Here is a 26,481-nt window from a genome sequence, read left to right as displayed (position 1 = left end):
CCAAGGCCGTCCTCACCCTGGAGAGTCACCGCTGAAGAAGCTCAGTGACCCACGAACTCGGCAACGGTCCGAAATCTGCTGGTGCGTGGCATGCTCGCGGGACTCGCCGCGGGCTTGCTCGCCCTCGTCGTCGCCTACTTCCTCGGTGAGCCGCGCGTCGACTCGGCCATCGCCTACGAACAGGCGCACTCCCACGAACACGGCATGGAAGTCGTCAGCCGCACGCTGCAGTCCACCGGCGGCCTGGCCACCGGGGTCCTCGTCTACGGGGTCGCGTTCGGCGGCATCGCCGCCCTCGCTTACTGCTTCGCGCTCGGCCGGATCGGCCGCTTCGGGCCACGCGAGAGCGCGCTGCTCCTCGCCGCGGCTGGCTTGATCGCCGTGTATGTCGTGCCGTTCCCGAAGTACCCCGCCAACCCGCCGTCCGTCGGCGACCCCGACACCATCGGCAAGCGCACCACCCTGTACTTCCTGATGATGCTGCTCAGCGTGCTGCTGGCGATCGCCACCCTGATCCTCGGCAAACGTCTCGCACCACGCCTGGGCAACTGGAACGCGACGGTGGCCGCGGGGGCGTTCTTCGTCGTGGCCGTCGGGCTGTCGTACGCGTTCCTGCCGGCCGTCAACGAGGTCCCGAAGGACTTCTCGGCCACACTACTCTGGCAGTTCCGCCTGGCGGCCCTGGCCATCCAGGCCACCCTGTGGACTGCCTTCGGGCTGGCCTTCGGAGCCCTCGCCGAGCGGCTGCTGGCTCCCGAGCTGCTGGACAGGCCGCCCCGGGAAAGTCGGCCGCGGGCGTTAGAACGACTTCTGTCCCGCGCTGAGCAGTCCGCTCGACAAGGCCCCGTCCAACCACCTGGTCGGGGCCTTCGGCGCACATGAGGTGACCGGGCCACGGCAGAGCGCTGGCAGAGCAGCAGCTTTGGGTGGTGCAGCGTGAGGGTCAGTTGGACCACCTGGCTCACCCGCGCATTGCCTCACCCGAAGGCGAGTTCACGGAAGGAGTTGCGGAGGTCGGTCAGAGGTCCGCGGTCGCGGCTGTAGTAGAGCCTGTTGGTCAAGAGCACCGCCCATCGGCCTTGCATGGGCGAGATCCACGTGCCCGTGCCGGGTGCAGGAGACGAAGTACCGGGCCCGGTTCTCGGCCGACATCGACGAGTTGATCGCGCTGATCCGGGCCGAGCGGCCCGATGTGGTGGTGGCCAACCAGATCGAGGAGGCACCGGCCGGCCGCACGGCCCTGCTGGAGGCCCGATCCGATGCTCTGCTCGCCGGATCTCCCGCTATCTGCCATTCTCCTTCAACGGCAGCGGCCAGCTCCTGCTGGACCCCTCCCTGAACGATGCAGGGTTCGGCCGACCGGTGCTGCTCGCCTTCGCTGCCGGTCTGGCCGCCTGTGATCGCGTGCTCGTGCATTCCGCCACGGCTGCCTCCTGGGTGTCGGTCGCCGCCGCACGGATGACGCTGGACGTGAGCGAGATTCGGCGGGTGGTGCCGGCGCCCAGGGACGTGCGCCTGGTGCGCGACCCGGCCAGCGCACAGCCTGGCCCCAGCACTGGCGAGGTGATCGGCGTCTACAACCACCGCCTGTACGCGCACTACGGCACTGAGCGGTTCGTCGCCCTGGCCCGTGAGCTGGTTTCCACGGGCACCGTCCGGGTGCTGGTGATGGACCTGTTCGGGCAGCGCCGTACCGAACGCACCGGCCTGGACGACAGCCCCCGAGAAGATGCGCGACCTGCTCGCCGCGCTGCCGCACGTCCAGGTCGTCTCCGACCGGGGCGACCGCGTCCGCTACCGGCGCCTGCTGGTTGGAGCCCGCTTCGGCATCGCCCCGTTCCGGTCCGGCTGTCCGTGGTCGATGAGCATGATCGACTGCCAGGGCATGGGGATGCCCGTGATCTCGCCCCGGCCGGGGTGGCTCGCCGAGCACATCGACCCAGACTTGTGCTTCACCACCACGCAGGAAGCCGTGGCCCTGGCCGAGCGCCAGGCCACGGATGACGAGTTCCACGCCGTCCAGGCCAAGCGCGCGCACGCTTCCACCGCCAACTTCGCACCCGCTCTGGTCGCCGCGCGCTACTTGGAGGCCGTCGCGTGAGCCTGTTCGACGCCGTCTTCCTGTCGTACGACGAGCCGGTGGCTCTCAGACCAGGCTCACGACGAGGGTCGGTAGACGAGGAGGGCCGGGTGCCCGCCGGAGCCGTGCGGGACGGGGTAGTAGCTGAGGTGGGTGGTGGGGTCGGCGGCGACGACATGGGCGCCGTCGGCGAGGTGGGCACGGCCGGTGACGGTCAGGTGCCGGTTGCGGTTGTCGGCGGTGGTGACCCAGCCGGACTCGGCGGCGACGTAGAGGTGGCGGGCGGTGGGGTCGTAGGCGAGGACGTCGGGGTCCTGGCCGACCTGGTCGGTGCCGGTGACGCGCCAGGTGGTGAGATCCATGGTGAGCAGGCGGGCGTTGCCGTCGCAGGCGACGAAGGCGAGCCGGTCGGCGGGATCGAGGGTGAGGCCGTGGTCGTGGTCGCAGCCGGGCAGGGGCACTCGGCGGGTGATGTGGAGGTTGGTCGGGTCGATGACGGCGAGTTCGTTGTGGGTCTGGACGTCGACGAGCATCTGCCGGGTGGTGGGGTCGTAGGCGACGTTGCCGGCCTCGCCGCCCAGGATGACGGTGCCGCGTACGGCTCCCGTGTTGGCGTCCACGACGGTCTCCGAGCCGCCGGACTCGTTGGTGGTCCACACAGTGTTGTGCAAGGGGTCGTAGGCCAGTCCGTCCGGGGTGCCGCTGGTGGGGCTGCGGTGCAGGACCTTGCCGGTGGTCTCGTCGATGGCGGCGACCTGGTTCGCGTCACTGGCGGTGGCGTATACCCGGTGCAGGGCGGGGACGACGAGGACGCCGTGAACGCCGGGCAGGTCGTCGATGGTCCGTACGACCTTGTCCGCGTGGGTGTCCACCTCGATGACCTGGCTCGCGCCGAGGTGGGCGATGAACAGCAGGCCGCGGCCGGAATCGAGGCTTGCGTAGTCGAATCGGGAGCTGTCGCCCGGCAGGGCGATCTCCTTCACCTGGCGGAGCGGCAACGCTGTCCTGGGTGGCTGGTCGCCGCCCCGGGTGAGCAATACGCCAGCCACGGCGGCGGCGACCGCGAGGATCAAACCGGCGGTCAGGGCCAGCAGGGCGCGGGGGTTGAGGCGACGGATCATGTGTGGGCTTTCCGGGGTCGGTGGTGAAGCGGTCCGGTCGTCCGGGCGGCAGCAGTGGGACGACCGGGCCATGTCAATACAAGTAGATGTCGACGAGCAGGGCCGCAACAGCGGCCAGAAGTGCATAGCGGATGCTGCTGCGGCTCGGCTGCGTGGCCAGTGGGCCGAGTCCGTAGCCGAGGGATGCGGCGGCCAGCGTGAAGACGCCGGAGCCGGTGTCCTGCCAACTGATGGGGAAGACAGGTACGGGCGCGTCGGTGAGGAACTGGTCCCCGTGAGCGGCCCGCAGGATGGCGTTCCAGGCGAGGGGCCCGACGGCCGCGGCGAGCGCACCGGTCATGACCACCGCTCGGGTGCGCCCCCGGGCGGCGACGATGAGGACGGCGGCGAACGCTGCCGACAGCGCCGCGCCGTAGCCGACCTGGCCCCAGCCGATCATGAGGCGGGTGCCGGTGCGGTCGCGTCCAGGGCCGGGCGCAGGGCCTTGGCGAGGGTGACTCCGTCGGCGGTGGCCCAGAAGTGCAGGTAGAACAGGCGTGGCTGGTCGGTCAGGGCGTGGTTGTGCAGTTCGACGATGTCGATGTTCCCCTTCCGCAGTGCCTGGATGACCTTCTGCACCTCGGGTGCGGTCATGACGAAGTCGCCGTTGATGGCCGCTTTGTTGCCGCCAAGCGGCTGGAAGTTGATGCCGGTGGTCAGGCCGAGGGCGGCGGGCAGCACGTGGGTGCCGTCGTTGACGGCCTGCTTGCGGGCGACGGTGAACTTGTAGATGCCGCCGTCCGCAGTGCCCTTGCGGCCGAGCGCCTTGTCGATGCCGGCGGTGTCCAGCGCGATGGGCGGCTGGGTGGGCAGAGGCGGCGAGGCGGGCGGGATGGCGGTGGCGTCGAGCGCGGACTTCAGGCCCTGGGCGAGTTTCACCGGGTCGCCCATGGCGTGGACGTGGGTCCACCAGACGGCCGGGGACTGCTGGAGAAGGTGCTTGTGCAGGGCGGTCTGCTCGATACCGGCGGCCTGGAGCGCGTCGGTGACCTTGGGCAGTTCGTCCTCGGTGATGACCAGGTCGCCCATGAGCATGGTGCCGTCGTGGTACTTGGCGAAGTTCGCGTAGCCGCCGAGCGACAGGCCCGGCTTGATCGCTATGCCCTCGGTGGTGACCTTGAGGTCCTTGCGGGGCAGCGCGATGTGGTAGACGGTGCCCTTCATCAGCGTTCCGGTGCGGCCGAGGGCGTCCGCGACGGGCTTCCAGTCCTTGTCCGTGGTCTGCATGGGCTGCTGAAGGCGGCCGGGCTGGACGGCGGCTTGCGCCGCGGCCACGCTCGTACCGCCGGCATCGCTTCTCGTCTGGGTGCCGCAGCCTGCCAGCAGGCCGCTGCCCGTCACCAGCAGGAGCGCGGCCGCCGTCCCTACGGCCGGCTTGGTGATCGAACGGGGTGACATGACCACTCCTCGTCGAGATCGTTGTCGAAGTCGAAGATGCCTATGTGGTCAGAGAACCCACCCCTGATGAAGTTGCCATGAAGAGCCACCGGGACAAACGGGTGACTTCATGCCACCTTCATGAGCGGCGGGGATCGTGAACCCCGCGACGACGTGCGGGCCAACGACGGGACGAGGGGAAGGTGCGATGCGGATCCTGGTGGTCGAGGACGAGCCCAAGATGCGGGACCTGCTGCGCCGGGCCCTGACCGAGGAGGGTTACGCCGTCGACACGGCCCCTGACGGCCCCCAGGCCCTCGCCCTCACCGACGTCGCGGCCTACGACGCGATGGTGCTGGACGTGATGCTGCCCGGTTTGGACGGCTTCGAGGTCTGCTCCAGCCTGCGCAGACGCGGCACCTGGCTGCCCGTGCTGATGCTCACCGCCAAGGACGCCGTCGCCGACCGCGTGCGCGGCCTGGACGGCGGCGCGGACGACTACCTGACCAAGCCCTTCAGCCTTGAGGAACTCTTCGCCCGGCTGCGGGTGCTGATCCGCCGTGGCCCGTTCGAACGCCCGGCCGTCCTCACCGCCGGAGACCTGTCCCTGGACCCGGCCACCCGGACCGTACGGCGCGGCGATGCGGAGATCTGCCTGACCGCCAAGGAGTACGCCCTCCTGGAGGCGCTCCTGCACCGGCCCGGCACCGTGCTGACCCGTGCCATGCTCGTCGAGCACTGCTGGGACCTGGGCACCAGCCCCGGCTCCAACGTGGTCGACGCGCACATCAAGGCCCTCCGCGACAAGATCGACCGCCCCTACGGCACCCAGGCCGTCGAGACCGTCCGCGGCGCCGGATACCGGATCCGCCGCGACGGCGGCCGCACCACCACCCGCAGCACCCCCGGCACGTCATGAATCGCATCCCGCTCCGCATCCGCCTCACCGCGATCTTCGCCGCCGTGATGGCCCTGGTCCTGGCTGGCGCCGGCTACCTGACTCTCAGCCGCTTCCGCGAGTCCCAGGCCGAGTACGGCGCCGCCACCGGCATCGCTCACCAGGCCCAGCAGGAGGCCCTCGACGACCTGGTGCGCGAACTGCTCACCGCGCTGCCCATCGTCTTCGTGCTCGCCACCATTGGCGCCTACCTGCTGGCCGCTGCGGCCCTGCGCCCGGTGGAGCGCATGCGCACCCAGGCCGCCGCCGTCACCGAGGACACCCCCGACTACCGGCTCGACGTCCCGCCCAGCCGAGACGAGATCGCCCGCCTGGCCACCACCCTCAACGACATGCTCACCCGGCTCCAGACCGCTCTCGACCACGAACGGCTCTTCGTGGCCGACGCCAGCCACGAGCTGCGCACCCCGCTCAGCCTGCTGCGCACCGAGATCGAACTCGCCCTACGGCACCCCCGCGACGCCACCGAACTGCACGCCGCCCTCGTCTCCGCCCACGAAGAGACCGAACGGCTCGTCCAGCTCGCCGAAGACCTGCTGCTGCTCGCCCGCACCGACCGCCGGGACACGACGCAGACCGGGTCGGCGGTACCCGACCTGGCCCCTCTCTTGCACCGCGTGGCCGCCCGCCTGCGCAACGGCTCACCCGACAAGGCCATCACCGTCGACTGCCCCGCCGGACTGACCGCCGCCGTCCCGAGCGACCGGCTCGACCGGGCGGTGACGAACCTGGTCCACAACGCCCAGCAGCACGGCCGCGGCCCCGTCGAAGTGACCGCCCGCCCCGACGGGGACCGGATCCGTATCGAGGTACGCGACCACGGCCCCGGCTTCCCGCCCGACTTCCTCCCGCACGCCTTCGACCGCTTCACCCAGGCCGACCGTTCCCGCGGCACCACCGGCATCGGCCTGGGACTGGCCATTACAGCCGCCATCGCCCGCGCGGCCGGCGGCGAGTACGGGGCCTTCAACCACCTCGACGGCGGGGCGGTGGTCTGGATCTCCCTCCCGGCCCTGGCGCGGCCACCCGCGTCGGCTTGATGGGCCCCGAGTGCCATGCAACCATGGTTACGTTTCTTCAGGATCAAGCTGTGGGGGGCATCGATGGACCGGACAAAATCCGCCACACGGATCGGTACACGTCGTGGCCGCTAACACTCCGATCCGCGAGCCGGGCGAGTGGGTCCTGCTCTCCTACCGGATGCCCCGCGAGCCGTCCACGCCTCGCATCGCCCTGTGGCGCAAGCTCAAGCGCCTCGGCGTCGCCCAGATCTCCGACGGTCTGGTCGCCCTGCCCGCCGACGCGCGCACCCGCGAGCAGTTGGAGTGGATCGCCGACGAGGCGATCGAGGCCGGCGGCACTGCCTCCATCTGGATCGCCCGGCCCGCGACCCACGCCCAGGAACGCGAGCTGGCCACCACCATGGCCACGGCCCGCGCCGCGGAGTACCAAGCCGTCATCGACCAGGCGACCCAGGCCGCCGACATACCCAACGTCGCGTCCGTCGTTCGCAAGCTGCGCGCCGAACTGCGCCGCATCGGCCGCCGTGACTTCTTCCCGCCTCTCGAACGCGACCTCGCCCACGCCGCCGTACGCGCCCTCGCCGACGAGCCGGGCGGCAAAGCCCGCACAGCACCGAAGACCGCAAGCCACCCGGAGAAGAACGCATGAAGTGGGCGACCCGCGCCGGCATCCACATCGACCGGGCCGCGTGCGCCTGGCTCATCCGTCACCACATCGACCGGGATGCGGAGTTCGTCTTCGTCACCGACCCCGGCGAAGTCCCGGACGGCACCACCCCGTTCGACATGCGCGGTGTCGAACTCGGCCACCACGGCGGCGACTGCTCCTTCGAGACGATCCTGCGCCACTACGACCTGACCGACCCCGTGCTGTGGAAACTCGCCGAGATCGTCCACGAGGCCGACCTCGACGACGAACGCTACGACGCCCCCGAAGCCCCCGGCGTGGACGTCATCCTCCGCGGCCTGTCCATGATCTGCGACGACCAACGGATCCTGGAGCTGACCGGCCCGCTCTTCGACGGCCTGTACGAGTACCACCACCGGGGCATGCTGCTGGGGCGCGAGCCCTCCTGACCACGTCATCCCGGAGCACGCCATGCCACTCGTCCTCGCCTCGTCACCCGAGGTCTTCACCACCGCCCACATCGGGCTGACTGCCGCGATCACCGGCGTCCTCGCACTGGCAGTGGCCGTCTGGCGGCTTCCGCGGGCCGCGTGGGCCGACATGGCCGCGGTCGCCGTGTTGTCTGCGGCTTCGGTGTACCTGTGGCGGACCTCCGCGAACATGACCCAGCTGAACACCGACGGTCTGCCGAGCTTCTCGGCCAACGACTGGGCCGCGCCCGTCCTGACCTACGTTTTCCTCAGCCTCTACGCCGATGTCCGCCTCCCGGCAGACCCACGTCGCTACGCCCAGACCCGGGCACTAGCCACCCTCGTCTCGCTGGCGGTCAACGTCATCACCATCTGACCGGCGGCCGTTGAGGGAAAATGCAACCATGGTTACAGTGCCGCTATGGGTTCCGACGACACGACCACGCCCGGAAGCGCAGGCAATGGTGAGATACCCGGACCGGCCACGGCAACGGCGCCGGTCGACCCGGGCTTTGCAGCTGTGCTCCGCTATTTCCTGCGCCTGGGCACCCTCGGCTTCGGCGGCCCCATCGCCGTCGTCGGCTACATGCAGCGCGACCTGGTGGAAAAGCGCGGCTGGATAGCCGAGCAGGAGTTCCTCAACGGCGTCGCCCTCGGACAGACCATGCCCGGCCCGCTGGCCGCCCAGGTCGCCATGTGGGTCGGCTACCTCAAGCGCGGCGCGCTCGGCGCCGCGGCCACCGCCCTCGCGTTCATCGCCCCGTCGTTCCTCATGGTCACCGGCGTCGCCGCCGTCTACGCCCACTACGCGGGCCTGAGCGTCGTACAGGCACTTTTCTACGGCATCGCCCCCGCCGTCATGGCGATCATCACCATCGCCGCGTACAAGCTGGTCCATCTCACCGACGGCAAGGACTGGCGGGCCTGGGCCATCAGCGCGGTGGTCTTCTCCGCCACCGCCCTCACCGGCCGGGAACCGATCTACCTCATCGTGGGCGCCGGCCTGCTGATGATCGCCCTGGACGCCCGGCCGCGCCCGCGCCTTCCGCGGCGCCGGCTCCCGAGCCCCGGCACGGACAAAGCCGTGCGCGGCATCGCCGCCTGGCCCCTGGCCTCCACCACGCTCGGCGCCCTCGCCTCCGGCGGGACGCTCGCCTCCCTCGGCCTGTTCTTCCTCAAGACCGGAGCCCTGGTCTTCGGCTCCGGCCTGGCCATCGTCCCCCTGCTGCGCGACGGCGTCGTCGCCCAGCACCACTGGCTCACCCAGGCACAGTTCCTCGATGCCGTGGCGATGGGCCTGATCACCCCCGGCCCGGTCGTCATCACCGCCGCCTTCATCGGCTACCTCGTCGGCGGCACCACCGGCGCTCTCGTCGCCACCGTCGCCATCTTCATCCCCATCTACCTGGGCGTCGTCGTCCCCGGCCGCTGGTTCGTCCGCCACCGCGACAACCCCCAGCTCAAGGCGTTCGTCACGGGAGCCACCGCCGCCGCGGGCGGCGCCCTGTGCGGCGCGGTGGTCGTCCTGACCCGCCAGGCCGTCACCGACCTCCCCACCGCCGCCATAGCCCTGACCACCCTCGCCCTGCTGTGGCGCTTCAAGATCCCCGAACCGTACGTTGTCGGTGCCGCTGGGGTCCTCGGCGTGCTGCTCCACTGACCGGCTGTTTGTAAGCACTTCTCTGGGCACCAGCGCACCAGCGTTTCACGGCTCCATGACGTACGAAGTTGATCTGGCTCCACCGGTATGACAAGACAGTTCAGGCCAGGGGCAGGAGCGCCTGTGCATCGCGTCTGGGGCGTGATCGGATAGGGGATGACTTCGTGCTGAACTGGTAACGGGTACGTTTGCGCGGTATCGAGCCCTAGGACTGGACGGCGTTCGGTCGCCGGGCCCTCAACATCGCGCTGAAAGTCGTCTCGGTCGGGCCACGTCAGAGGAGCTGGAGCACCTCGGCCAGCGCGCCGGGACGCTGGTCAACGGGCAAGGGATCGACCAGGTGGACCCGGCACCCCAGCGTGGCAGCGCCGGAGTCCGCAACAGGCTCGTCTCCCACCATGAGTGAATCGCCTGGCGCCACTCCGAGCTTGTCGCACGCCATCTGGAAGATCCGGGGATCGGGCTTCTTCACCCCGCGCTCGAAGGAGAGGAAGTAGGCGTCTACGAGGTCAACGACACCGTGGTCGCGGAAGACAGGGCGCATGTCCCAGCCGATGTTGCTGACGACAGCGACCGGGATGCCTCGCCCGCGCAGGGCGCGGAGGGTTTCCTCGGTGTCGGGATAAGGCAGCCATGCCCCGGACACTTGGGAACGTTCATACAGGGCCTCGGCCAGGTCAGCCGCAGGCAGCTTCGCTTCCCGGGTAAGGGCTGTGAAGGCAGCCCGGTGTCGTTCGGCGGTCAGATCGCGCTCCCGCCACAGTGCCTCCAGATGGGGCGGCACTTTGCGCGGAGGAACTCCTCCGGGCTGAGCCCCGAACTCTTCCAGCCGGCTGACGCACGCATCGAGTTCACCTTCGGGCACGTCCAGACCGGCCTTCGTTGCCACCGCGCGCAGCCACTGCGCGGCTGATTCGATCCGGAAGAGGGTCCCGGAGAAGTCGAACATCACACCCTTGATCATGCAGCCGATCCTGGCGGCGCCGACGAGCCGGCCGCAACCCCAAGACGATCAAGGTCTGCAACCCGAGCAATCCACCAACGTCCTCAGGCCCTTGATGTCCCATTCAACTGAGGAACAAGACACACGCTGGTCGATTCAGGAATCGCCATGACGATGAGCGAACTCGAGTGATGCTCGGCCTCCGAAGCAAAGTGAGGCTACGGCAGCTTACCGACGACCTGTCCTCTTTGGAGTGAATGCGCTGCTCCGTCCGCCCGGCGACGGCAGGGTTTGTGCGTCGATCGCGGTCATGTCGGAGGCCGTGTTGCTTGATCACGGTCGTGCCGGGAGGCCGGGATGGGTTTGTCGCGGACGGAGCTGTTCGCTGCGATCCGGAGGGACAAGCGTCTTGATCCGGAAATGTCGCAGCGGGTTCTGGCGGAGAAATACGGAGTGCATCGCAGGACGGTGCGGCAGGCCCTTTTGTCTGCTGTTCCGCCGCCTCGGAAGAAGCCAGCACCGCGGGCCACGGTCCTGGACGCCGCCAAGCCGTGGATCGACGCGATGCTGCGGGAAGACGCGAGTGCGCCGCGCAAGCAGAAGCACACGGCCCGCCGGATCCATCAGCGTCTTGCCCAGGAGTACGACTTCGACCTGGTGTCGTACTCCACGGTCTGTGACTACGTGCTGGCCAGGCGTCCGCAGATCGAGGCCGAGGTACTGGAGGGCCGCCGGCACCTGACCGGCATGGTCCCGCAGGTCCACCTGCCCGGCGAGGAAGCCAAGGTCGATTTCGCCGACGTCTGGGTCCGCCTGGCGGGCCAAGTCGTCAAGCGCCACCTGTTCACGCTGCGACTGTCGTACTCCGGCAAGGCCGTCCACGGCGTCTATGCCTCGCAGGCCCAGGAGTCCTTCATGGAAGGGCATGTCGAGGCGTTCAACGTCCTGGGCGGTTATGTGGGTGACAACTCTTCCGCGATCTCGCGCTGCCCGTCAGGATGGTCGCTCCCGTCGAGGAGCTCGGATGGCCTGGCAGCCGCAGTTGGTACGACGCGTCGATGCCGCGGGGAACCCCGCGGCATCGCTCGGGCACGCCCTGGTCGACGACTATCTGGAGTTCGTGGCGGCCCGTTGCCGACCGAACACTCTGCTGGCTACCGCCTACGACCTGAAGGTCTTCTTCTCGGTGGTGTCCAAGGAGCCGGCCGACGTCGTCACCGCGGACATCTTCACGTTCATCACTGCGCAGAAGAAGCCGCGGCGGGGACCGAAGGTTGTCCGGCTCGAGGACGGTGAAGCAGGGCTCTCGGCTCGGACCATCAAGCGCCGACTGGCCAGCGTCTCCGGACTGTTCGGATACCTGATGACCCGTGACGACCTGGCCATTGATCGCAACCCGGTGCCGACAGGGCTGGCCAATCGCCGCCGCAGCGGCAACCGCGCGGCACCGCTGTTGCGCACGCCGCGGACCCTCCCTCGCGTCCTCGGCCTGGCTGAGGTCGAAACGGTGCTCGGCGCGGTGAACACCGCGCGGGATAGGGCCATGGTCCTCGCGATGCTGCTCGGCGGGCTTCGCCGCTGCGAGGTCCTCAGCCTGCGGCTGGGCGACCTGTCACCGGGTGAGCGTCGGGTCTTCATCAGCGAGGGCAAGGGCGGCCACCAGCGCCTGATACCCGTCTCCGCGCAGTTCTTCACCGCGGTCGGCGACTACCTGGACCGCGAGCGTCCACCCGTCGACCACGATCGGCTGTTCGTGGTACTGCGCGGGCCCACCCGCGGCCGACCGCTCTCCGCCGACGGACTGGACGAGATCCTCGACGGCGTCCAGAAGCGGACCGGACTACCGAGGCTGACCTGTCACCAGCTCCGCCACACCTGCCTGACCCGGCTGAGAGAGGCGGGCATGGCCCTGGAAGCGGTACAGGCCCAGGCCGGACACCGCTCCATCGAATCAACCCGCATCTACATCCACCTGGCGAACAACTGGCTCGTCGAGCAGTACCTGCAGGCGAGTGCCGCCATCGACGCCGACTGGGCAGAGTCCTGATGCGCCGGGCCCGCGCCGCCGCCCTGCCGATCGTGCAACCGGACCTGGTCGAGTTCTACCTCTCCCACCGGGCCGCGCAGGGCATGAACACCGATCACAAGGTCCGCTGGGGAGCCCGCGCTCTGCTCGCCACGGTGCCCGACCTGGCCGACTTCCGTCGCCTGCCGCTGGCACGCCAGCTCGCCTTCAACCACGAGACCCACCGATTCATCAGCTGGCTCTCGGTCACGGGACGTATGCAACCCGGGGCGGACTACCTGGTCGCCCGACGCCCGCGCTTGGGCATCGTGCTCGCCCGCACGGAGCCGGAACTGCACCTGAAGTTTATGGAAACGGCCCGGTCCCTTGGTTTTCGCGACGCGGTGGCCATGACCCAGTTCAACCTGCTGGCCCACTTCCTCGCGCTGTTCGGCAAGCAGCCGCACGATCTGCAGCAAAGCGACTGGGACGAGGGACGCCGGCTGCTGCTGGCTGCCGCTCGGCGCATTCCCAACCGCGGCGTCAAGGCTCTGTCGACCGCCTTGTTCAACCTGGAAGCGACCCTGTTCCACTGCGAGTTGACCGACCAGCTCCCACGCCGACGCTCCCCGGACCACGCCGACATCCGAGCTCAGGAGTGGGCCCGCGTCCCGGCCGCGATGGCGGACACCATGCACCACTACCTGCAGCAGATCGCCGGAACAATGCGGCCGGGCACCGTGAAGAACGCCGAGCTGACGCTGCGAGAATTCGCCCTCCTAGTCGTCACCGAAGACACGCACGTCACCTGCGTCGCCGAGCTCAAGCGACGGCACGTCGAACGCTACCGCCAGTGGCTGCTGGAGCGGCCGGCCGCCCGGGGCGGCCCACTGCACCGGCACACCGTCCGCGACCGCCTCAGCAAACTCCGCGGCTTCTTCCGCCGCCTGGACGAGTGGGACGCCGACGACCGGCCGCCCCGCCAACTGGTGTTCGACAGCGATTTCCCGATCGCAGACGAGCCGCTGCCCCGCTTCCTCGACGACGCCGCGGCCGCCAAACTGCTGGCCGCCGCCCGCCAGGACCCCGATCCGTTCGCCCGGCTGGCCATCGAGATCCTCGCCCGCACCGGCATGCGCCGCAGTGAGATGCTCGGCCTCACCATCGACGCGGTCGTCCAGATCGGCTCCGCCTACTGGCTCCGTGTCCCGGTCGGCAAGATGCACACCGACCGCTACGTTCCCTTGCATCCGCAACTCAAGACGCTGCTGGACGACTGGCTGCTGCACCGCCCGGAGGGCCTGCGCTCGAACCTGCTGTTCACCGACCACGGCCGCCCCATCAACGCCTCCCGCATTGAAGCCGCTGTCCGCAGGGCCGCCGAGCGGGCCGGACTGGGCAGGGTCACCCCGCACCAGCTCAGACATACTCTGGCCACCCAAGCAATCAATCGGGGCATGTCCCTGGAAGCCATCGCGGCACTGCTTGGACACAGGTCGTTGTCCATGACACGTGTTTACGCCCGGATCGCGGACCGGACCGTCGCGGACGAGTACTTCGCCGTCTCGGAGAAGGTCGAAGCACTCTACGATGCACCTCGTCAGCTGCCGGCCGACGCCGAGGGAACGGAGATGGCCAAGCTCCGCAGGGAGATGCACCGCCGGATGCTCGGCAACGGTTACTGCGCTCGCCCCGTCGAGATGGACTGCCACTTCGAATCGATCTGCGAGTCCTGCACGTTCTTCGTCACCACGATCGAGTTCCGACCCACCCTCGAACGCCAGCGGGACGATGCGGCAGCCAAGGGACAAGTCGCCCGTGAGCAGATCTTCGACGGACTCCTCAGCCGGCTTGACGAACAGGCTGGCTGAGGCCTCCTTCCAGGCGGCAACCGATAGCTACCCCTCCGTCCAACCGCCCGGTCGATCCAGCTACGTTTGCCGCGTCCAATGACGGCGATCAAGCAGGTGAGATGCATGGCAGGACTTGATGAGTTGCAGCAACTGCTCGGCACACCGGCACTACGCCAGCAGTCGCCAGACGATTGGGCCGCGGTTGAGAACTACATTGGGTCGCCGCTTCCCAGCGACTTCAAGGCTTTCCTGAACACCTACGGCGCCGGAGTCATCGCCGAGGAACTCGTGGTCTTCCATCCTCGGGGGTCCAGTCCGCTGCTGGAGCGCATGCGCAGCATCCACGAGAGATTCGCCGCCCGGCGCGAGCGTCGACCGGACGACTTCCCGCACCCGTTCCACCCCGAGCCCGGCGGCCTGATCTCCTGGGGCTACGACTACGGCGGCGACGAGCACTTCTTCTTGCCCAGCCACCCGGATCCGAACCGTTGGAAGATCGTCACCATGGCCCACGAGGAGGGATGCGAGACCTTCGACGGCCCGTTCGCCGACTTCATCGTGGCGTTTATGGAACGACTCGAGTTCATGGACGAAGACGGCAACATCCGCCCTGCCACCCCAAGCTTCGAATCCTGCTGATCGATCGGCTCTCCAGACCGCGGCATGGTCCCCTCGGGGTTGACACCGAGACCCGCATATTAGAGGAGTGCCGACCAAGCACATCCGCTACGACAATCTGAAACCGGCGGTCAATCGCATCTGCACCGGCCGCAGCCGCATCGAGTCCGAGCGATGGGTGTCCTTCCGGGCCCACTACGGCTTCGACGCCTTCTACTGCATTCCCGGCGAGGACGGCGCCCACGAGAAGGGCGGGGCCGAGCACGAGGGCGGCCGCTTCCGCCGCACCCACCTGGTCCCGGTTCCCGAGGTCGCCACGCTGGAGGAGCTGAACGCGAAGATCGCCGAGATCGACGCGGTCGAGGACGAACGGATCCTCGCGGGCAGGCTGACCACCGTCGGCTTCAACTTCTACACCGAGGCGGACCAGCTGGCTCCGCTGCCGCTGGAGGAGTTCGAGTGCGGCATCACCATGACGCCGAAGGTTGACCGCAGCAGCCGGATCACCGTTCGGCAGTGCCACTACTCGGTGCCGGCTCGCTTCATCGGCCAGAACGTGCGGGTGCTGCTGCGGGGCAACGAACTCCTCGTCTTCGAACGGCGGGAGGTCGTCGCCCGGCACCCGAGGCTGACCCGCCGCGGCGACTTCCGTGACGGACTCGACGACTACCTGGAGATTCTCCTGGCCAAGCCCGGGGCGATGGCCGGCTCGACCGCGTGGTCACCGCCCGGCAGAACGGCTCGTTCACCGAGGTCCACGAAGCGTTCTGGGCCGCCGCCCGGGCCGCCCACGGCGGCGCGGCCGGGACGAGGGTCTTGATCGAGGTCCTGCTGCTGCACTGGCGGATGCCCGCGCCGGCCGTCGAGCAGGGCATGGCCGCCGCGATCCGGGCGGGCGCCATCACCGCCGACGTGGTGGCCGTCGAGGCCCGCAGAGCCGCCGCGGCGGCCCCGTCACCACCTGAGGACCTGGACGACGAGGGGTCTGGGCGGAATTTCGTGACGGTCGTGATCGCAGCAGCGGGCTACGGTCACCGGCCCGCGGTGCTCGACTGGCGCCTGGATCCGGTAGTGCGGGTCTCCGCCGCCCGGTAGGGGGTGGCGGACACCCATCTCGCCACCCGACATCGTCGCGTGGGATCAGTGTGCGGCCACGAGGGCGTCATCGAAGTGGTCGTTGGTCCGGCAGCCCAGGTTCTCGTAGGTGTTGACCTTGGTCTCCGGGTCGGTCCTGAGGAGGTGGTATTTGCAGGCGCTCTTGATGTAGCTGCCCTTGATGCCGCCGGGGAAGTCGATCTCCTTGTTCCAAAGGTATGGGGACTGGTAACCGTTCAGGTGGGCGGTGGCGTTTACGTCGATGCCGCCCGGGGCCTCGATCTCGTACACCCACCCCGTCTTCGCCGCGCCGTACGTGGCGAACTTCTCTGCAACCCACTTTTCGCAACTGGTGCTGACGTGCGCGTTGTTCTGGCCACCGCCCTTGACGATGTACTCAGCGAGCGGGGTGAGCGTCTGGCCGCGGGGAGTGAAGCCGTCATCGAAGAGCTGCTGTACGTTCTCCCGGGTGTCGCCCCGCCAGAGCGTGTTGGCGTCGTCGCGCCACTGCCAGTTCTCATCAGCCGCGGCGTGCCGCACGGCCGGGGCGATGGCGGGGGAGGTGGTGGTGCGCCACCAGTCGGACGGGTGGAACCGGCCGACCGGCCCGCAGGGCCCGGTGTCAGGGGTCGGAGCCTTCGCCGTGGTCGTGCGGTGGACGGTTGCGCTGGCAGGGGCAGCGACGGTCAGCGAAGCGGTGGCGAGGGTGGCGGAGGCGAGAACGCCCAGAGCTGCCTTCAACATGGTGAGCCCATCAGCTGATCAACAGGACGGGCCCTTTTATATCGGCGTACTGATCAAGAACCGGCTGGAACGGATGCCGGGTCACCCTCACGGGTAAACAGTCATACCGCCCCGCCGGCCGGTGACCGGTCCGTTCCACTACGAGAGGGTCTGGGTGGAATTCGTGATGGTCACGATCGCAGCAGGACACGGGTGCGGAGGAGCCGGAAGGATCCCCGGCCGTACATCTGCCGCTTGATCGTCTTAAACGGTTGACGTGGCCGCACGCCTGCGGGGCCAGCACCCCACCGATGCCGGGGCCTGGAACTTCGTCGCCGAGATGCTCGAAACCGTCGGCGAACTCCATGACGCGGCGGACTGGTTCACCGCGGGCCTCACGCATCTCCTGGGACCTGCCACCCCCCTCACACGCACCGCAGTCGAACACGCCCCCGATCCCAGCGGCATCGAGATGCTCGTCATCGGCCGCCACCGGGTCCGGCGCCGACTCGCCCAGCCGCACGACGACCTCGACCGTCTCGCCGACGAACTCCACGCGTACCGCCCGGCCCTGCTCCGTGGCCCCGGCACCCTGGACGACCTGCACGACCCAGACCAACTGCAGGCCGCCGAGAGCGGTGACCCGGACGTCCTACGCGCCTCGATCGAGAAGCTCACCGCCGAGGTCACCGCACGCCGCGCCGCCCGGTCCAGGCCCCGCATGACCTGCGCACTGTTCTGGCCTGAGACCGAGTTCACCCGGCTTCTGACCCAGTGGCCCGCGCTGGAAGAGGCTTACGGGGCTGATCCCCACGATCACATCCGCCGTGTTGAGGAGATCCTGCGCCGCCTGTCCGAGGAGGGCGAAGCGCATCTGGGCATCGCCGAGGCCAGCGTGAGCGACTTCGAGGAATTCACCCGCAACGAGGGCATCTCCCCGCAGGACGGGGACACCCGGGCCGAATACGCCGCCGACCTCGCTGCCCGGGGCCCGGCCCAGGCATGGCCCCCGCCCCGCAACAGCCCCTGCTGGTGCGGCTCTTCCCGCAAATACAAGAAGTGCTGCGGTAACCCCGCCCTGACCAAGATCAGAAGGCGCCTTTCGCTAAACTCGCGGCAGAGCCAGAACCAACTGGCCGCCGACATTCTTGGCGAACAGGGCACCGAGGTCGCAGTAGGCGTCAAGGTACTGGGCTGCACCGAAGTCGTACGCCGCTTTGGCGATCTGCCCCCGCGACCCGGGACAGGTCGTTGAGTCAGTGCCCATGATCACCTGGATTTGCTCGGTCGGTGCCCATGATCAGCCGATGGCGCTCACCCTTTTGCGGAACTGCATGCGTACCGCCGTGCCCGGCCTGCTCAGGAGTTTGTTGATGACGTCTGTGGTTGCTGTTTCGGGTGAGCAGTCCAAGGCCCGGTTGGTCTGTTGCACGCGGGTGATGGCGGTGTGTAGCCCGGAGCGGTTTCCGCGCGCGGCTTCGAGACGCATCCAGTCCCGGTGCAGCAGCTCAGCCGAGTCGTCTACATCGAGGCCGGTCGAGACGGCCTGGCGCGCGGCGTCGAGGTCGTGATGACGGCCCGCGGGGATGCGGTAGGTGGCCACGGTGTTGCAGCATGGGCGCTGGCGAGCGCCTGGCGCGGCGTGACCCTGTATCCGCTGCACGGCCCCGTCGTTGTCACGGGCCGCACGCCGGACGGGGAAGCGGCCGCGCTGGCCGACGCCCTTGCCGAGCACGCCCGCACGGTGACGCAGACCGTGTGGGAAACGCTGAAGGAATGGCGGGCCCGGCCGCCTGTCTCGAACGAGGCGGCCATCAGTGAACTGCTCGCCTACGCAGCTCGGGACGTGGGCTCCGGCCGGTAGCAGGTGCTGCGCATCTGGGGTACCGGCCGTCTACAGGGCTTTGCGTGTGTTCCGCGGATTCGTGAGCACAGGCTCCTGCGGAAACGTCGGAATCCGCGCATGATGAGCACTACTTGTGTCGGTGATCACGAGCAGAACTCACTGCCGGTACGTCCTCGGCGATCACCGTGAGCAGCGGTTGTTGGGCTCGGCCGTGGGACCGGGGCCAGCAGGGCCTGGGGGTGGTGCATTGCCGATGATTCGTTGTGGGGAGCTTGGGCTGACGTGGCGCATCACTGGTCGCGGCGATCGCGGGTTTGGGGAGATCGGGGATCCCAGCTACAGACAGCGATGTGTCAGGGGCGGCGAGGTGTCCAGGGACTCCCGCTGCACTGCGCCGCGGCCAGAGGCGAGCACGAGGAGGCACTTCGCGCTGCGGCTACCGGCATGCGGTAGGGGGTTGCCCGACCAGGGCAGCCTGACTGGATACCGAGAACGTACCTACTGTGCACGGTGCCCTTGTTCGTTCGTGGCGGAATGGGAGGTGTGCCAGGCGTCCCAGATTTCTGCACGGAGCCTGCCACGCGCTGGTACGTCCATGCCCTGTTCGCAGGCCCAGGCTCGTACCTCGGCCACGCTCGGCGCCGGAGCCACAGACTGAGCTCGCCGGGTGGTGAGGACAGGCGCGCGGGGCGGCGTGGGTGGCAGGTTCTCCGGAGTGGTCGTTGTGAATCCGCGGTGTTGGAGGACGCGGCGGCGTTTGTGGTGCATGCGCTCCAGGAGGGGGACGTCGGCCGTCGAGGTAGTCGTGGGCTTCGACGTGGGACTTGCGCTCTTCGGTGTTGCGCATGATCAGGCCGACCTGCTGGATGACGCGTCCCTTGAACGAAATGGGGCTGGTGAGGAAGAGGGTGTCGAGGCGCGGTGCGTCGAAGCCTTCGCCGGCGAGTTTGTGGAGCGCCGGCAACAAGCCGGGGATCGGCGGCACGACGGCACGGTCTTGATCGGCAGTGCGAAGATGAGCGGGCCCGATCGGGGGACTCAAGTTTGGTGTTGGCGCGGTGCCTTGGCCCTTGGGGAGCAGGCGGATAGTTTGAGTGGGATCCGGCTGCTGAAAGCGGTGCCGAGGAGGCCGCATCTGTGGCCCTCAGAGTCCAGTCGCAGCAGGGAGTGTCTCCACCGGCATGGACGTTCTCTTCATCACGAGCGTGGCGGTAGTCGTCGCCGACCCGCCGCTGAGCCGCAAATTGTTCATCGAGGCTCTTGGTCTCCCCCTGGAGGGGGAAGGCAACGGCTACTACTCCAGCGGGAGCGTCCCCGGCAGCAAGCACTTCGGCCTGTGGCCGCTCTCGCAGGCAGCCGAAGCATGCTTCGGCACGACCCAGTGGCCCGCCGACCGCGTGGTCCCGCAGGCATCGATCGAGTTCGAGGTGGCGAGTGCGGAAGCCGTCACAGCTGCCGGTGGCGAGCTGCAGCGTGCGGGCTTCGAGCTGGTGCATCAGGCCCGCACCGAGCCGTGGGGCCAGACAGTGGCCAGACTTCTCACGGCGGATGGTTTGATCGTCGGGATCTCCTACGCCCCTTGCTTGCACGATGTGCAGGACGACCAGCACCCCGGGTGAGGCCGGCCCGAGACCGCCTGTATCGGTGGCCGGTGTGCTGCTGATCCCTTGAGTTCACGGGCACCGCTGCCGTCCGTATCCCGGCTTGCGGATTGGGTGTCTGGTAGGCGAGGGCGTTTCCGGCGAGCGCTGCATCTCCGGCTTGGTGGGAGCGTGGTGACCTCGTCCAGGCTGGCGGGAATCTGCTGGGCACCGTGTGCCGAAGGCTGTCCATCCTGCGTGCTGAGCTTGTTCGGCCAGCACCCGACAGCAGGGCGCGCTCCGTTGCTTCGGTGTGGCTGCGGTCGCGGATGAACGTCTTCGTGTATTGGTACTCGCCGACGTAGGGCCTGTAGGTGTCGCCGCCACGATGGATGTCGTCCGGGCGGTGATGGCGGGCGGTCCGCTCGCGCAGCAGTTGGGCGTGAGGGCGCCGCGCGCAGCGCAAGGCGCCGCCCATCCGCCACGGGGGAGACGGACGAGCAGGGCCGGTCGTGAGGTCTACCAGTGGATGCTCTGGCCCTCCGGAGTGGCATGGATGGTGGCCTGTTCCACTGCTGGCGTCCCTGCGGTATGCCAGCGGCCGAGGTGCTCCTCGACCGCATCCCAGAGCAGGTCAGGGCCATCCTGCCGAACGATCCAGTGGCCGTCTTCTTCGTGGAGCGCGGCGAACGATCCGCTGTCGACGTCGATGAGCAGATCCTCGTGGTGCTGGTCGTGCCGCAGTTTCAGGCGCCGCGCGCTCGGCACGGCGAACTGTGCGACGAAGCGGGTCGGCCAGTCGTCCAGGACATCGGCGTCGATGATGGCCTCGCGTTCCGTGCCCCGGCTGAGGTCTGGAAGCAGGCCGAGCGGCGGCGCCTGGTGGGGCCGGGCGAGCATGAAGCTGACATGTCCGCCCAGTACTGGTCCGGAGGCTGTGCCGTCGTCGTGGACCGTCAGGCGCACCAGCTCGGATGCGTTCAGCCAGCCACCGATGGTCGTCAGGATCTGCCCGCCCGGCCGCGTCTGCTCGAGCCAGACCGCGGGCACTGTGCGTACGGCGCACGTGGCGATAACCCAGTCGTACAGTGCGCCCTCTGCGCCGGCCGCTCACCAGCGACTACATTGCCGAGCAGGCCGATGACTTCGAGCGGCGCTGGCAGGCACTGACCCGCCACCACGCGCAGCAGTGACAATTTGCGCCCCGGTCGTCACTGCGTACCAGTGATCCTGTCAGCGCCACGGCTGCACATCGAAGAGATACCGCAGGTCACCCCAGCATTGCGCCGACTGGCTGTCTAGTGCGCAGCTGGTGCGCACAGCGGTCTGCGCACTGAACCAGTCGCCGAGTAAGTCGCTGTTTTCAATCCGATCTTGCGGGGTGTCGATCGAACGTGAGTGTCCTTGGGTGGCGGCGGCCAGCGACATACCGAGACCTGACGGCGAGAAGCAACGCCGTCGACTCGGGGTTCACCGGTGGCGGCTGTCCGCCTCCGCCTGGATCAGCATCCGCTTGAGCAGGGCGCTGAGCGCGTCCTGCTCTGCCGGGTCGAGCGGGGCGACCATCGAGTCCTCCGCCTGCCCGCGCAGCTCCATCGCGGCCAGCCATCGGGTGCGCCCCGCCTCGGTGAGTTCCACGTCCACCCGGCGTCGGTCCTGACTGCTGCGCACACGTCGCACCAGCCCTGACTGTTCCAAGGTGTCCAGACGGCCCGTCATGCCAGCAGGGGAGAGCATGAGTTCAGCCGCCAGCTCGGAGGGGGTGGCCCGCCCCGGGGCCTCGCGCGCGCCGAGCCGGTGCAGCGTGGCGAACTCGAACTCCTGCAGGCTAACCTCGGCCAGGGCGCGGTCTTTGGCTTGGCTGACGTGCTTGGCCAGGAGCTGTATGCGGGTGATGATCCCTTCCACCCGCGCGTCGAACGGGGCCTTGCCGCGCCAGCGTGCGAGGTGCACGTCGACGGAGTCGTCCCCCTCTGCGGGCCGCTCCCGGCCCTGACTCTCGGTGTCCATGTCCTCAGTATGCTACGCCAACTTACATTTCGTTGCCAAATGATTAGCTGGCGAAATACTATGCGTGCATGACGCAACCCATGCGCCGACTGCTGGTCGGCCGTACCTGCGCGGCGCTGGCCACCGCGCTGATACCCACCACGCTCACGCTCGCGATGCTTCGAGGGCACGCCGCAGGCTCGACGGGTTCGGCGGGGGATCTGGGCCTGGTGCTGGCCTGCGAACTGCTGCCCATGCTGGTGCTGCTTCCTTTCGCCGGCGTGCTGGCGGACCGCTTCCCGCCACAGCGGGTCGTGCTCGCCGCCGACCTGCTCAGGGGCGCAGCACAGACCGCGATCGGCGCGGAGCTGCTCTGCGGCCTGGTCCGGGTGCCCGACCTCGCCGTGCTCGCCGCGGTCACCGGCGCCGCGGTCGCCTTTGGCACCCCAGCGGTCCGCACCCTCGTCGTGGCGACCGTCGACGCCGAGCAGCGGCTGCGGCTGAACTCGCGGCTGGACGTTGCCACCGGCCTGGCCCAGACCGCCGGCCCTGCTACGGCGGGCGGCATGATGCTGATGCTCGGCGCCGGCTGGTCCTCGCTACTGACCGGCGCGCTCTTTATCGGCTCTGCGACCACCCTGGGTGGCCTGCACACCCGCCGGGCCACCAAGCCGGCCGACGGCAGCCACGCGGGGTTCCGGGCGCAGTTGCGTGAAGGCTGGACCGAGACCCGGCGCCACCGCTGGTTCCTCACCAATGTGCTGGGCCATGGAGTATGGCATCTGGCGGCTGGCTTCCTGCTCACCCTGGGACCGCTGATCGCTGTCCGGAGCATGGGCGGTGACGGCGCGTGGGTCCTGGTGGCCCAGCTGGGGACCGTCGGCATGCTGGTCGGTGCTTTTGCCGCAGGACGGCTGCCGATGCGCCGCCCGCTGATCGGCGTGGCCGTGGGCGCGGCCGTCTTCGCGCTGCCGCTGACGGCCTTCGGGCTGGGACTGGCGCTACCCTGGGCGGCGTCTGCGTACTTCCTGGCGATGTTCGGGCTAGGAGTGCTCAGCCCGCTGTGGGAGACCGCCATCCAGCACCGCATCCCGCAGGAGATGCTCGGGCGGGTAGGCTCCTTCGACGCGCTGATCTCGTTTGCCGCCCGCCCGTTGGGCCTGGCCGTGGCCGTTCCGGTTGCCACCCTCCTCGGCACCTCGACACCACTGCTGGCAGGCGCGGTGCTCGTGGCAACGGCGAACCTGGCCGTGCTGCTGCTGCCCGAGGCATGGGAGCACCCGGAGCCGGTCACGGCAGAGGGCGATGCCAGGCGCGAACCTGTGGCCGCGGCGGGCCGGGGTCAGTCGGAGGCTGGCTCCAGGGCAGCGGACGGCAGGTAGCCGGAGGATTGCAGACCCGGTGTCGGCCCATGCCGTTGCCTGACTGACTGTCGTCGTGCCCATCTTGAGGGGCACGACGGGGTCCCGATGGGGTGATCGTGGCAACTGCCGCGCATAAGAACAGGGCCTCTTGGTAGCTCGAAAGGTGTCCACGCCAACGAGCTGTCCAGTAGATCCTGTTGCCGCAGTTCTACGGCATGGTGGGAGCCGATTCCACTCCGGTCACTCTCGCGTGTGACTGCCTGGCGCACAGGTTCGGGAACGCTGGCGACCATGGGGCGCGCCAACGCCGCTACCCGACCGACATCTCGGAGGCCGAGTGGGCGGTGGTCAGGCTGCTGCTGTCGGTGCCGGGCTGGCTGCGGGGCCGGGGCGGCCAGGTGGTGCATGCGATCGTATGCGTCGTGGATGAACTCGTGGAACGTGTTGACGCTCGGGACCGTGTGCTGGGGGTAGTCAGTCGGCGGGATGCCGTTCGGGAGGGCTGGCTGCACCGGGTCGGCGTGGTGGTGTGCCGCGATAGGCAAGGCCGTTTTCTCGTCCATCGGCGGGCCGAGCACCTGTCCCGTTTCCCTGGGCACTACGAACTCGGGGTCGGGGGTGCTGCGGGAGTCGGCGAGTCCTATGAGCAGGCAGCTGCCCGCGAGCTCAGCGAGGAGCTGAGAGTGTGGGCGACAGCGTGCCTTCGGTTCAAGTTCCTCAACCGGGGCGGGCTCAGCCCTCACTGGCTTGCGGTCTGTGACGCTGTGCTTCCGGAGACAGTCGCCCCTGAACCGGAAGAGGTGGCCTGGCACGGGTGGCTGACTGAGTCCGAGCTGCGGCGGGCTCTGCAGCAGTGGACCTTCACTCCTGATAGCCAGGCGGTTTTCGACCGATATCTCGCTTGTCGCGCTGCCCCGGCTTCTGCGCAGGAAGGGTGCTCATGAGCTGGGTCAGTGGGACGAAGGCGCCGGTCGTTCCGAGCTCCCGCGGAGTGGGGCCGACGGGGGTTGGGGTGTCCGCAAGACGTTCGGGGGCCCCGAGGTTGAGGCCGCCGTCGACCAGTTCGAGCCCACCAGCGCGCAGTTCGCTGGGTGGCTCCTAGATCGGTACGGCATCGCCACGTCGGCCGGCGGGCTGCTGTCGGATGAGCAGCTCCAACCCTTGTTGCGGCTCCTCAAGCAGCGTCACACGCCCTCAGCCGAGGACGGGACCGAACCCCACGACCCGCAGGACGCGGACGACGGGTGGGGTGACTACTTCTAAAATGCCTGGCTCGCGTACGCGCAGGAGCACGGGGTCCACCCCGATGCCGACGCGCTTGCCACGTACGTCTACGAACGCGACGGGATCACTGGCTGCGGCGGCCAGCCCATCACGGGCGCAGACTTGGAGGGATTCGTGGCGACCTTCCGGCAGCGTGAGTTCGGCGAGACGCAGCCGCCCGCCGGCGAGGAAGCCGCCGGGTCCGCCGCGCAGATGCCTTCACGTGATACCCGCCTCAACGAGAACGAGGTTGGGGAGTCTCCGGCGGGCGCGGGCGCGCACCCTGCCAAGGGGAAGCGCAGTCGCAGGGTGAGAGCCGCCATTGATGACCTGCCGGGAGAGGACGGCGCGACCGGAGCGCCCGCCGCGCTCACCACCGTCGACCGCTACTACCTCGCCTGGACCGAGTTCCAGACCGAGCACGGCGAGGAACCCAGAGCCGAGCAGCTCTCCGCCTACCTTGCGAGCAAGAAGGGTATGACCGGCCGCGGCGGAAAGCCGGTCAGCCCGTCCACCTTGCGCCGCTACCTCTGGGTCCGCTGCACGATCGCGTACGAACTACTCTCCGAGCAAGACACCATCCCCGCCGCCAGTTAGCCACCGCAGCTGGAACCCAAACTGTGGGGCAGGTCAAACCTGTCACCCGACCCTGCAGCAGACCCAAGAACTCCCCGACGCATGCTGACCCACGGCTGACACAGGCGGGGGCCTCATCGGTCGGCCTCGCCACGGAACCGACCGGAGAGACTCCTGACGGTGCCCGGTACGAAGACTTCCTGTATGACGCGAGGGAACTGGACGTGCGGCAATCGCCCCAGGACTGGGCTCAAACCAAGTGGCGTGGCCCTTCACACCCCTCGTCATCGAGTTCATCGACAGGTGGGCCAGATGGCTGGCCCACGCAGCGACGGGCCGGCTCCAACACCCGAGCCACATGCCAGAGCGCGACCCCCAGGGATCGTGGAGGAAGTGACACCGGGCGGCGCAAAAAAACGCCGCCCGCCCGGTCACATCCGCTGCACTCAAGATCCGCGCCTCACGCCCACCCCACCCCCAGTTCCGCGAGCGCGGCCCGCTGGTTCTCGGTGAGCTTGTCCCCGCACCAACAGTTCCGTTCGCTGAACAGTCACAGCAAGCGTTCAGCGAACGCTTGCTCAGGCCGAGCGCAGCAAGCAAAAGGGTTCAGCCTTCGAAGTCGGACCAGATGATCCCGACGCCCGTCCCGCTCTCGTCGCGGCCGATCAGGATGCTGTTCGAGTTGGTATCTGTGGTGGGGAAGACGAGCGTATTGGCGCCGTTGGACGGGTTGACGACCACGTCGAGCAGCGGGGTCCGGGAACCGGCGGCCAGCTGGGCCGCGAACTCGGCCCCGACCCGGGCCATCGCGTCCGCGTACCCGGGCTCGCCGGCGGTCAGGTTGAGGGCACCGGCGATGCCCCAGCTGTCCGGGGTGCTGGAGTAGATCGCCGAGGCGCCATCGCTGAGGCAGTTGACGTCGTCCGCCTCGTCCTCCCAACTCGCGCTCAGCAGCGCCTCCGGCCTGGTTCCGTCGACGACCAGGGCCACCGCCGTGACGTAAGCGCCCAGCTCCTCGTCCCAGTCGTAGGCCAGGTAAACGTCGTGCAGGCCGTGAGCGATGTCGTCGAAGGTGAAATACTCCGGGGCGCCGAGCCCGCACATCGCGAGGTCGCCGTGCACCCGGAGCTGCCCGGCCAGGATGAATTCGCCCTGGTAGCCCGCCTGGTCAGCAGCGCTCGATTCGTCGGCCGCCCACAGCGGCTCGTAGTTGGCCTTCAGGACTTCGTGGATCGCCTCAGTGATCTTCATGGCGGTGAGTCTGACACGCC

At 68.7% G+C, this 26,481-nt stretch carries 30 protein-coding genes and 1 pseudogene; 20 read left to right on the top strand and 11 right to left on the bottom strand.

Annotated elements, in window-relative coordinates:
- Positions 1-90 precede the first annotated feature (90 nt).
- Positions 91-882: a CbtA family protein gene (locus AV521_RS44225; protein ID WP_079249726.1), complete on the top strand. Its 792-nt coding sequence runs from the start codon at positions 91-93 to the stop codon at positions 880-882.
- Positions 883-977: 95 nt separating this feature from the next.
- On the opposite strand, the pseudogene AV521_RS48420 reads toward AV521_RS44225, so the two are convergent.
- Positions 978-1,109, bottom strand: a pseudogene (locus tag AV521_RS48420) (serine hydrolase); the annotation flags it as partial.
- Positions 1,110-1,111: 2 nt separating this feature from the next.
- Here AV521_RS48420 and AV521_RS51980 point away from each other — a divergent pair.
- Together AV521_RS51980 and AV521_RS51975 are read left to right on the top strand one after the other, a co-directional pair.
- A complete protein-coding gene (locus tag AV521_RS51980) occupies positions 1,112-1,339 on the top strand; it encodes a hypothetical protein (protein ID WP_256725981.1) in 228 nt (75 codons plus the stop codon).
- A gap of 390 nt (positions 1,340-1,729) precedes the next feature.
- Positions 1,730-2,101, top strand: a complete 372-nt coding sequence (locus AV521_RS51975) for a hypothetical protein (protein ID WP_256725978.1) — start codon at positions 1,730-1,732, stop codon at positions 2,099-2,101.
- Between the two features lie 56 nt (positions 2,102-2,157).
- Here the strand turns inward: AV521_RS51975 and AV521_RS44215 are convergent, their stop codons facing one another.
- The 3 genes from AV521_RS44215 to AV521_RS44205 form a co-directional block, all read right to left on the bottom strand.
- Positions 2,158-3,201 (bottom strand): YncE family protein, encoded by a 1,044-nt coding sequence (locus AV521_RS44215; RefSeq protein WP_076097590.1) that lies wholly within the window; start codon positions 3,199-3,201, stop codon positions 2,158-2,160.
- Positions 3,202-3,274: 73 nt separating this feature from the next.
- Positions 3,275-3,640: a hypothetical protein gene (locus tag AV521_RS44210; protein WP_076097589.1), complete on the bottom strand. Its 366-nt coding sequence runs from the start codon at positions 3,638-3,640 to the stop codon at positions 3,275-3,277.
- The gene (locus tag AV521_RS44205) at positions 3,637-4,638 is read right to left on the bottom strand and encodes a DUF1259 domain-containing protein (protein ID WP_076097588.1); all 1,002 of its coding nucleotides are present in this window, start codon (positions 4,636-4,638) and stop codon (positions 3,637-3,639) included. Before AV521_RS44205 ends, AV521_RS44210 begins: the two co-directional genes overlap by 4 nt.
- Positions 4,639-4,825: 187 nt before the next feature.
- Here AV521_RS44205 and AV521_RS44200 point away from each other — a divergent pair, with 187 nt between their 5' ends.
- The 6 genes from AV521_RS44200 (at position 4,826) to chrA (ending at position 9,355) form a co-directional block, all read left to right on the top strand.
- Entirely contained in the window at positions 4,826-5,536 is a 711-nt protein-coding gene (locus AV521_RS44200) for a response regulator transcription factor (RefSeq protein ID WP_076097587.1), read from the top strand.
- A complete protein-coding gene (locus AV521_RS52460) occupies positions 5,533-6,615 on the top strand; it encodes a cell wall metabolism sensor histidine kinase WalK (RefSeq protein ID WP_076097586.1) in 1,083 nt (360 codons plus the stop codon). The genes AV521_RS44200 and AV521_RS52460 overlap by 4 nt, the downstream gene beginning before the upstream one ends.
- Positions 6,616-6,718: 103 nt before the next feature.
- Entirely contained in the window at positions 6,719-7,246 is a 528-nt protein-coding gene (locus tag AV521_RS44190; RefSeq protein WP_076097585.1) for a Chromate resistance protein ChrB, read from the top strand.
- A complete protein-coding gene (locus tag AV521_RS44185; protein WP_076097584.1) occupies positions 7,243-7,674 on the top strand; it encodes a chromate resistance protein ChrB domain-containing protein in 432 nt (143 codons plus the stop codon). Before AV521_RS44190 ends, AV521_RS44185 begins: the two co-directional genes overlap by 4 nt.
- Positions 7,675-7,696: 22 nt before the next feature.
- Entirely contained in the window at positions 7,697-8,071 is a 375-nt protein-coding gene (locus tag AV521_RS44180) for a hypothetical protein (RefSeq protein WP_076097583.1), read from the top strand.
- A 45-nt stretch (positions 8,072-8,116) separates the two neighbouring features.
- Entirely contained in the window at positions 8,117-9,355 is a 1,239-nt protein-coding gene (gene chrA / locus AV521_RS44175; protein WP_079249725.1) for a chromate efflux transporter, read from the top strand.
- A 274-nt stretch (positions 9,356-9,629) separates the two neighbouring features.
- Here chrA and AV521_RS44170 read toward each other — a convergent pair whose 3' ends face one another.
- Positions 9,630-10,319 carry an HAD family hydrolase gene (locus tag AV521_RS44170; protein WP_076097582.1) on the bottom strand — a complete coding sequence of 230 codons (690 nt, stop codon included), beginning with the start codon at positions 10,317-10,319 and terminating at the stop codon, positions 9,630-9,632.
- A gap of 1,003 nt (positions 10,320-11,322) precedes the next feature.
- Between AV521_RS44170 and AV521_RS44165 the strand changes: the two genes are divergently transcribed.
- From AV521_RS44165 to AV521_RS44145, 5 genes are all read left to right on the top strand, one after another.
- Complete coding sequence (locus AV521_RS44165) at positions 11,323-12,345, top strand: tyrosine-type recombinase/integrase (RefSeq protein ID WP_076097581.1); 1,023 nt, start codon at positions 11,323-11,325, stop codon at positions 12,343-12,345.
- Complete coding sequence (locus tag AV521_RS44160) at positions 12,345-14,174, top strand: tyrosine-type recombinase/integrase (protein ID WP_076097580.1); 1,830 nt, start codon at positions 12,345-12,347, stop codon at positions 14,172-14,174. Before AV521_RS44165 ends, AV521_RS44160 begins: the two co-directional genes overlap by 1 nt.
- Before the next feature lie 105 nt (positions 14,175-14,279).
- The gene (locus AV521_RS44155; RefSeq protein WP_143658757.1) at positions 14,280-14,795 is read left to right on the top strand and encodes an SMI1/KNR4 family protein; all 516 of its coding nucleotides are present in this window, start codon (positions 14,280-14,282) and stop codon (positions 14,793-14,795) included.
- Between the two features lie 67 nt (positions 14,796-14,862).
- Positions 14,863-15,594 carry a hypothetical protein gene (locus AV521_RS44150; protein WP_076097578.1) on the top strand — a complete coding sequence of 244 codons (732 nt, stop codon included), beginning with the start codon at positions 14,863-14,865 and terminating at the stop codon, positions 15,592-15,594.
- Positions 15,591-15,869 (top strand): hypothetical protein, encoded by a 279-nt coding sequence (locus AV521_RS44145; protein ID WP_076097577.1) that lies wholly within the window; start codon positions 15,591-15,593, stop codon positions 15,867-15,869. Before AV521_RS44150 ends, AV521_RS44145 begins: the two co-directional genes overlap by 4 nt.
- 45 nt (positions 15,870-15,914) lie before the next feature.
- Here AV521_RS44145 and AV521_RS44140 read toward each other — a convergent pair whose 3' ends face one another.
- Positions 15,915-16,613, bottom strand: a complete 699-nt coding sequence (locus tag AV521_RS44140) for a hypothetical protein (protein ID WP_076097576.1) — start codon at positions 16,611-16,613, stop codon at positions 15,915-15,917.
- A 256-nt stretch (positions 16,614-16,869) separates the two neighbouring features.
- Here AV521_RS44140 and AV521_RS44135 point away from each other — a divergent pair, with 256 nt between their 5' ends.
- Positions 16,870-17,847 (top strand): SEC-C domain-containing protein, encoded by a 978-nt coding sequence (locus tag AV521_RS44135; RefSeq protein ID WP_076097575.1) that lies wholly within the window; start codon positions 16,870-16,872, stop codon positions 17,845-17,847.
- Between the two features lie 45 nt (positions 17,848-17,892).
- On the opposite strand, the gene AV521_RS44130 is transcribed toward AV521_RS44135, so the two are convergent.
- A complete protein-coding gene (locus AV521_RS44130; RefSeq protein WP_305965225.1) occupies positions 17,893-18,195 on the bottom strand; it encodes a hypothetical protein in 303 nt (100 codons plus the stop codon).
- A gap of 39 nt (positions 18,196-18,234) precedes the next feature.
- Here AV521_RS44130 and AV521_RS49920 point away from each other — a divergent pair, with 39 nt between their 5' ends.
- Together AV521_RS49920 and AV521_RS44120 are read left to right on the top strand one after the other, a co-directional pair.
- The gene (locus AV521_RS49920) at positions 18,235-18,456 is read left to right on the top strand and encodes a hypothetical protein (protein WP_179023855.1); all 222 of its coding nucleotides are present in this window, start codon (positions 18,235-18,237) and stop codon (positions 18,454-18,456) included.
- A 1,163-nt stretch (positions 18,457-19,619) separates the two neighbouring features.
- Positions 19,620-20,057, top strand: a complete 438-nt coding sequence (locus tag AV521_RS44120; protein ID WP_076097574.1) for a VOC family protein — start codon at positions 19,620-19,622, stop codon at positions 20,055-20,057.
- A 480-nt stretch (positions 20,058-20,537) separates the two neighbouring features.
- Here AV521_RS44120 and AV521_RS44115 read toward each other — a convergent pair whose 3' ends face one another.
- The 3 genes from AV521_RS44115 to AV521_RS44110 all read right to left on the bottom strand — a co-directional run bounded on the left by AV521_RS44115 (position 20,538) and on the right by AV521_RS44110 (position 22,028).
- A complete protein-coding gene (locus tag AV521_RS44115) occupies positions 20,538-21,068 on the bottom strand; it encodes a hypothetical protein (protein ID WP_076097572.1) in 531 nt (176 codons plus the stop codon).
- A 183-nt stretch (positions 21,069-21,251) separates the two neighbouring features.
- Positions 21,252-21,446, bottom strand: a complete 195-nt coding sequence (locus AV521_RS48960; protein WP_143658755.1) for a hypothetical protein — start codon at positions 21,444-21,446, stop codon at positions 21,252-21,254.
- A 42-nt stretch (positions 21,447-21,488) separates the two neighbouring features.
- Positions 21,489-22,028 (bottom strand): MarR family winged helix-turn-helix transcriptional regulator, encoded by a 540-nt coding sequence (locus AV521_RS44110; protein ID WP_076097570.1) that lies wholly within the window; start codon positions 22,026-22,028, stop codon positions 21,489-21,491.
- 68 nt (positions 22,029-22,096) lie between these two features.
- Here AV521_RS44110 and AV521_RS44105 point away from each other — a divergent pair, with 68 nt between their 5' ends.
- The 3 genes from AV521_RS44105 (at position 22,097) to AV521_RS48955 (ending at position 25,231) form a co-directional block, all read left to right on the top strand.
- Entirely contained in the window at positions 22,097-23,389 is a 1,293-nt protein-coding gene (locus AV521_RS44105) for an MFS transporter (protein WP_256725977.1), read from the top strand.
- A 416-nt stretch (positions 23,390-23,805) separates the two neighbouring features.
- Positions 23,806-24,315: an NUDIX domain-containing protein gene (locus AV521_RS44100; RefSeq protein ID WP_256725979.1), complete on the top strand. Its 510-nt coding sequence runs from the start codon at positions 23,806-23,808 to the stop codon at positions 24,313-24,315.
- Positions 24,316-24,943: 628 nt separating this feature from the next.
- Positions 24,944-25,231: a hypothetical protein gene (locus tag AV521_RS48955; protein WP_143658754.1), complete on the top strand. Its 288-nt coding sequence runs from the start codon at positions 24,944-24,946 to the stop codon at positions 25,229-25,231.
- Between the two features lie 585 nt (positions 25,232-25,816).
- Here the strand turns inward: AV521_RS48955 and AV521_RS44090 are convergent.
- Positions 25,817-26,461, bottom strand: a complete 645-nt coding sequence (locus AV521_RS44090; protein WP_076097562.1) for a hypothetical protein — start codon at positions 26,459-26,461, stop codon at positions 25,817-25,819.
- Positions 26,462-26,481: the final 20 nt, after the last annotated feature.

It is taken from the genome of Streptomyces sp. IMTB 2501, assembly GCF_001953885.1.
Taxonomy (GTDB): domain Bacteria; phylum Actinomycetota; class Actinomycetes; order Streptomycetales; family Streptomycetaceae; genus Streptomyces.
The sequence above is the reverse complement of the archived record's forward strand: the minus strand, read 5'-3'. Positions and strand labels throughout refer to the sequence as shown.

Coding starts and splice junctions, on each gene's coding strand:
- AV521_RS44225 (WP_079249726.1), top strand. CDS start 91: ATGCTCGCGGGACTCGCCGCGGGCTTGCTCGCCCTCGTCGTCGCCTAC.
- AV521_RS51975 (WP_256725978.1), top strand. CDS start 1,730: ATGCGCGACCTGCTCGCCGCGCTGCCGCACGTCCAGGTCGTCTCCGAC.
- AV521_RS44215 (WP_076097590.1), bottom strand. CDS start 3,201: ATGATCCGTCGCCTCAACCCCCGCGCCCTGCTGGCCCTGACCGCCGGT.
- AV521_RS44210 (WP_076097589.1), bottom strand. CDS start 3,640: ATGATCGGCTGGGGCCAGGTCGGCTACGGCGCGGCGCTGTCGGCAGCG.
- AV521_RS44205 (WP_076097588.1), bottom strand. CDS start 4,638: ATGTCACCCCGTTCGATCACCAAGCCGGCCGTAGGGACGGCGGCCGCG.
- AV521_RS44200 (WP_076097587.1), top strand. CDS start 4,826: ATGCGGATCCTGGTGGTCGAGGACGAGCCCAAGATGCGGGACCTGCTG.
- AV521_RS52460 (WP_076097586.1), top strand. CDS start 5,533: ATGAATCGCATCCCGCTCCGCATCCGCCTCACCGCGATCTTCGCCGCC.
- AV521_RS44185 (WP_076097584.1), top strand. CDS start 7,243: ATGAAGTGGGCGACCCGCGCCGGCATCCACATCGACCGGGCCGCGTGC.
- AV521_RS44180 (WP_076097583.1), top strand. CDS start 7,697: ATGCCACTCGTCCTCGCCTCGTCACCCGAGGTCTTCACCACCGCCCAC.
- chrA (WP_079249725.1), top strand. CDS start 8,117: ATGGGTTCCGACGACACGACCACGCCCGGAAGCGCAGGCAATGGTGAG.
- AV521_RS44170 (WP_076097582.1), bottom strand. CDS start 10,319: ATGATCAAGGGTGTGATGTTCGACTTCTCCGGGACCCTCTTCCGGATC.
- AV521_RS44165 (WP_076097581.1), top strand. CDS start 11,323: ATGGCCTGGCAGCCGCAGTTGGTACGACGCGTCGATGCCGCGGGGAAC.
- AV521_RS44160 (WP_076097580.1), top strand. CDS start 12,345: ATGCGCCGGGCCCGCGCCGCCGCCCTGCCGATCGTGCAACCGGACCTG.
- AV521_RS44155 (WP_143658757.1), top strand. CDS start 14,280: ATGGCAGGACTTGATGAGTTGCAGCAACTGCTCGGCACACCGGCACTA.
- AV521_RS44140 (WP_076097576.1), bottom strand. CDS start 16,613: ATGTTGAAGGCAGCTCTGGGCGTTCTCGCCTCCGCCACCCTCGCCACC.
- AV521_RS44120 (WP_076097574.1), top strand. CDS start 19,620: ATGGACGTTCTCTTCATCACGAGCGTGGCGGTAGTCGTCGCCGACCCG.
- AV521_RS48960 (WP_143658755.1), bottom strand. CDS start 21,446: ATGTCGCTGGCCGCCGCCACCCAAGGACACTCACGTTCGATCGACACC.
- AV521_RS44110 (WP_076097570.1), bottom strand. CDS start 22,028: ATGGACACCGAGAGTCAGGGCCGGGAGCGGCCCGCAGAGGGGGACGAC.
- AV521_RS44105 (WP_256725977.1), top strand. CDS start 22,097: ATGACGCAACCCATGCGCCGACTGCTGGTCGGCCGTACCTGCGCGGCG.
- AV521_RS44090 (WP_076097562.1), bottom strand. CDS start 26,461: ATGAAGATCACTGAGGCGATCCACGAAGTCCTGAAGGCCAACTACGAG.